This window comes from Congregibacter sp., from assembly GCF_965660375.1.
Taxonomy (GTDB): Bacteria; Pseudomonadota; Gammaproteobacteria; order Pseudomonadales; family Halieaceae; genus Congregibacter.
Genome location: NZ_CBFHZO010000019.1, coordinates 1 through 4,541 on the forward strand (window position 1 = coordinate 1; position 4,541 = coordinate 4,541).

4 protein-coding genes and 1 pseudogene are annotated in these 4,541 nt (G+C 57.0%); 4 read left to right on the forward strand and 1 reads right to left on the reverse strand.

Annotated elements, in window-relative coordinates:
• Window positions 1–1,977, forward strand: a 1,977-nt coding sequence (locus ACTG3T_RS01875; RefSeq protein WP_439100568.1) for a glycosyltransferase, incomplete at its 5' end; no start/stop codon positions are given.
• Between the two features lie 65 nt (window positions 1,978–2,042).
• The gene (locus tag ACTG3T_RS01880; protein WP_439100569.1) at window positions 2,043–3,419 is read left to right on the forward strand and encodes an AmpG family muropeptide MFS transporter; all 1,377 of its coding nucleotides are present in this window, start codon (window positions 2,043–2,045) and stop codon (window positions 3,417–3,419) included.
• On the opposite strand, the gene ACTG3T_RS01885 is transcribed toward ACTG3T_RS01880, so the two are convergent.
• A complete protein-coding gene (locus tag ACTG3T_RS01885; RefSeq protein ID WP_439100570.1) occupies window positions 3,407–3,730 on the reverse strand; it encodes an MGMT family protein in 324 nt (107 codons plus the stop codon). The genes ACTG3T_RS01880 and ACTG3T_RS01885 overlap by 13 nt on opposite strands.
• Before the next feature lie 65 nt (window positions 3,731–3,795).
• Between ACTG3T_RS01885 and ACTG3T_RS01890 the strand changes: the two genes are divergently transcribed.
• Together ACTG3T_RS01890 and ACTG3T_RS01895 are read left to right on the forward strand one after the other, a co-directional pair.
• On the forward strand, window positions 3,796–4,212 hold the full coding sequence (locus ACTG3T_RS01890; protein ID WP_439100571.1) for an FxsA family protein: 417 nt from the start codon (window positions 3,796–3,798) through the stop codon (window positions 4,210–4,212).
• A gap of 220 nt (window positions 4,213–4,432) precedes the next feature.
• Window positions 4,433–4,541, forward strand: a pseudogene (locus ACTG3T_RS01895) (co-chaperone GroES); the annotation flags it as partial.

The following is a 4,541-nucleotide window of genomic DNA, read 5'->3' on the forward strand; positions in this document are numbered from 1 at the left end:
TTAACGCGTGTTGAGCACTCTCTGAGAGAAACTGACATTTCGGTGGAGGGACTGTTCCAGGAGGAGCCCTCACTGGAAGATTATTGGGAGCAGTTGAATCAGCGTTTTGGTGATACGGGTCGCATGATTTTGGTTTTAAATGCGTCCTGTATCTTGCCTGAAGGCGGGTGGGCTCGGTTCCCTCGAGCGCATTTTTCCGCAGGTGCAGTGTGTTTTCCGCTGAGCGTGCGAAGCGGATTGAGCTCGATCTTTCAGTCCCCAGAACACGATCCAGGTTTGGACCCCTCCGCCTTAGATTGTTGGCTGAATCGCTTTGCAAACAACGCCTTGCTGGAGCTCCCTGCGCCATCAGGCCTATCGGGACTGCTGGCACCCTCAAGACGGGATGGACCGCTCAGCTACCAGCTCACAGACGCTGTTTTTGTGGATGACCGGGATTTAGCACCCATGCCGGTATCGCCCCACATCGCCTTGGCATATCGACAAGCGATGCTGGAACGTCATCCGCTAACCGGACTGCGACATGCGATGACCGAGGTTTCAAAGCGCTCAGAGAATCCGCCAGCAGACCTTAAACCTAATGCTCCAGTGCGACTGCACGTATCCCATGGCTGGGGAGGGGGGCTTGCAGCGTGGATCGAAGATTTTGTCGGGGCCGATACTGAGGCACGCAGCCTGATACTGCGGCCCATTGGCGACCGAAGTGCTTTTGGGCAGACCCTCGCCCTCTACGATGCTGACACCCCGCAGGTACCGGTGTTGAGTCGCACCTTTGCGACGCCCATTGTTTCAACCCAGATACAGCATTGCGAGTACAAACAGTTTCTGGAGGAGATTGTTGAGACTTACGGTGTGGACGCTGTATTTGTCTCTTCATTGATCGGGCATGCGATGGAGGTGCTTGATACGGGGCTTCCTACGATATTTGTCCTCCATAACTTCTTTCCCACTTGTCCCGCGATTCTTGCAACTTTTGATGGGCCCTGTGAGAGCTGCTCGCCCGCAAGGATGGAGGACTGCTTTGCCAATAATGAGCTTCAGAAATTTTTTCTCGTGGAGAGTCCGCAGCACTGGCACGCAATTCGAACCGCCTTCGCTGAACACCTGCGAATGCAGTCGCTGCGTATAGTGGCGCCCAGTGCGTCGGTCTTGGCACGTTTTGCGCAAATTCTTGGCAACGCCGAGCCCTTGGATGGGCGGGTGATTCCTCATGGTCTACCGGCTCCGCGTGCTAATGCACTGATAGACTGCCGAAGGATTTCTTCCACCGACGATGCCACACTGACGGTTCTGGTGCTGGGTGGTCAGGAAGCGCACAAAGGCGGGGCACTGGCCGCAAAGCTTGTGGAGCTACTGCTGATGCAGGGTAATATTCAGCTGGTGTTGCTTGGCTTTGGAGACTCTCTGGGATCGCGGGCGTTGCCCGATAATGTCACGGTAATTGATTCCTATGCAGCTAAGGAGCTTCCGGGACTCATACGGCAATACGCGCCGGACGTCGGTCTGCTGCTGTCTACGGTGCCCGAAACCTTTAGCTATACCCTGAGCGAACTGCAGGCTGCGGGAATCCCACCCATAGCGACGCGTCTGGGAGCTTTCGTCGAGCGTATCGTCGACGGCAGGACCGGTTGGTTAGTAGAGCCCACCGTAGAATGCGTGTCTGCGCAGTTGCTAGCGATTAGCCAAAACCGGGAGGCACTAGATCAGGTTCGTCAGCGAGTGCAAAGCTCTGAACCTCGCGATGCGGGACAGATGGTGAATGACTACACCGAGCTTCTGCCGGTCACGGCAAAATTTGCCAGAGCCCGACCGAGAGATGCAGCACTGCCATCGATGAGTCAGCAAGAGCTCTTTCTCGTGGATCCACAGGCTCGATATTTAGACGCCTTGAGAGCGTTTTATCGTTACTCCCTTCGCAAGGCTTCCCAAAGCCCCAGGGTACCGCCGTTCTTGCGGGCATGGATCTCAGGACGGTAAGGACGTTTGATTAGCTTCTTCAATAGTCCGTTTACGATGATGCCTGGCTATGGGGCGGTGTCGCAGTGGCCGATTTGAATCCGGCTTACACCTGGCGCGAAGCGCTACTGATCTACACGCGCAAAAAAGCGGTGGTGCTGAGCCTCCTGGGTTTCTCGGCAGGGCTGCCATTTTTGCTGGTGTTTTCGACACTTACTGCCTGGCTTCGGGATGAGGGGGTGGAGCGAACCGCCATCGGCTTCTTCGCCTGGGTCGGCCTCACCTATTCCATCAAGGTATTTTGGGCTCCGGTGGTCGACCGGCTCAAATTACCCCTGCTGCACGGCCTGCTGGGCCAAAGACGGAGCTGGATCTTTCTGGGGCAGCTGGGCATTGCATCGGGACTCGCGCTAATGAGTGTGATGAACCCCCAGCAGGGCCTTACTAGCATTGCCTTAGCGGCGTTGCTGGTGGCGTTTTCCTCATCCACGCAGGACGTCGCACTGGATGCCTTTCGCATTGAATCTGCCCCCGATGAGGAGCAGGGTGCGCTTTCTGCGTCCTATATTTTTGGCTATCGACTCGCCTTGTTGGTATCCGGTGCGGGGGCCCTGTACCTCGCCGATATCCACAGCTGGTCATGGGCCTATCTTGCTATGGCAGCCCTTGTGGGTGCCTGCATGCTCGCCACTCTTTGGGCTGATGAGCCTTTGCACCGGACGGCGGAAGAGCAGCGTCGCATGGACGCGCAGATGGTGGATCAGGTGATGGGACGACCCATGCATCTCCAGCAGCGGTCGCTGTGGCAGCGACAGCTCCTGGGCGCGGTTATCTGCCCGTTTCTCGAGTTTCTCCAGCGCTTTGGGTCTTTTGCCTTTGTTCTGCTGCTGTTCATCGCCGTTTTCCGCTTGAGCGATATTGCCATGGGCGTTATGGCCAATCCCTTTTATCTTGATCTGGGATACAGTAAGTCGGAAATAGCCAGCGTCGCCAAGCTCTTTGGGTTTTTTATGACCATCGCCGGTTCTGCGCTGTGTGGGGTCCTGGTCATGCGCTTTGGTTTACTGAGGCCGCTGATGCTCGGTGCGGTCATGGTCGCGAGCACGAATCTGTTGTTCGCGGTACTTGCGGGGCTGGAGGGTGATGGCGCCCCGGCACTTCTTTGGCTGGCGCTGGTGATCAGCGCGGATAATCTCAGTGGCGGCATTGCGAGCACCGCGTTTCTCGCTTATCTCTCGAGTCTGACACACCGCAGTTACACCGCGACGCAATACGCACTGTTCAGCTCGCTCATGACCCTGCCGGGCAAATTCTTGTCGGGATTTTCCGGTTGGGTAGTAGATACTTCGGGATACGCACCGTTCTTCGTGATCGCTGCGGGACTGGGTATCCCCGCTATTCTTCTTGTCGGCGTCTTAATGTACGTCGATCGCCAAAAGCGCTCGGAGAGCTACCAGCGGTAGCGTCGCAGCACGGCCGCGCCGCCGGCGCCGAGGAGCACTCCCTCGTCAGCAAGGTGCGCCCTCTGGCGATCTGCGCCCCGAGTGCCGGGCGGCAGAGAGCTCTTGCCGCTGGCGTTCACCACCCGGTACCAGGGCACATTGCTGCCCTCGGGCAGTTTGCGAAGTGCCGCACCCACGCGGCGCGCCGCTCCGGGGAGCCCGGCGCGCGCGGCAACATCACCATAGGTTGACAATTTGCCAGCGGGGATTGCGCACACGGTGAGCCAGATACGTTGATCCAGTTCGCCGTCCATGGGGTGTTTGTCGCTCATATGGTGATTGTACGTGATGACGGTTCGCGGCTTGCAAACAACTAGCGAGGCCCCATACTTCAATGATGAGATGGATTTTTATACTGCTTCCGTGGATGGAGCTTTTCACACTGATTCAATTGGGCGCCCGCATTGGCGCCCTTCAGGCAATGCTCTACGTGCTGGCTACCTTTCTGCTGGGGCTGACGATACTCAGAATGCAGGGCATGGAGATTGTCAATAAACTGCGGGCGGTTCAGAGCGGTGGTGCGGCGATGTTGCCCCAGCGACTCCTTGCTGATGAGCTCGCCATGGGTTTGGCAGGACTACTGCTGATCGTGCCGGGACTCATAACTGACGGAATAGCCGTTCTGGTGCTGTTCGGGCCCCTTCGGCGCAAGCTCTTCGCGGCGCTGGGGGGCAAGGAAGATCCCGGGCCCGCCTATCGGCCTCGCCCCGGCGATCCTATCGAGGGGGAATTCCGTCGCCTCGACGACGATTGATCGGTGCTTTCTGGCATTTAGCATAAGTCATTGTAATTTATAGGTTTTCTTGTCATTGCCGCCCAGCTTCGCGGTTAACAGCGTGAGCGCAGTGAAAATAATTAGCACTCTGGCGAAAAGACTGCCAAAAAGCTCTTGAAATCCCTTCGATACACCCCATAAACCAGTCAGTCCCCCGCTTCGGGGTCACCTAAAGTCGATTGATTGGAGATTTGAAGCAATGAAGATCCGTCCGCTGTATGACCGTGTGGTCATTCGTCGCAACGAAGAAGAACAAACCACAGCCGGAGGCATCGTTCTGCCCGGTTCCGCAAAAGAAAAGCCCAACC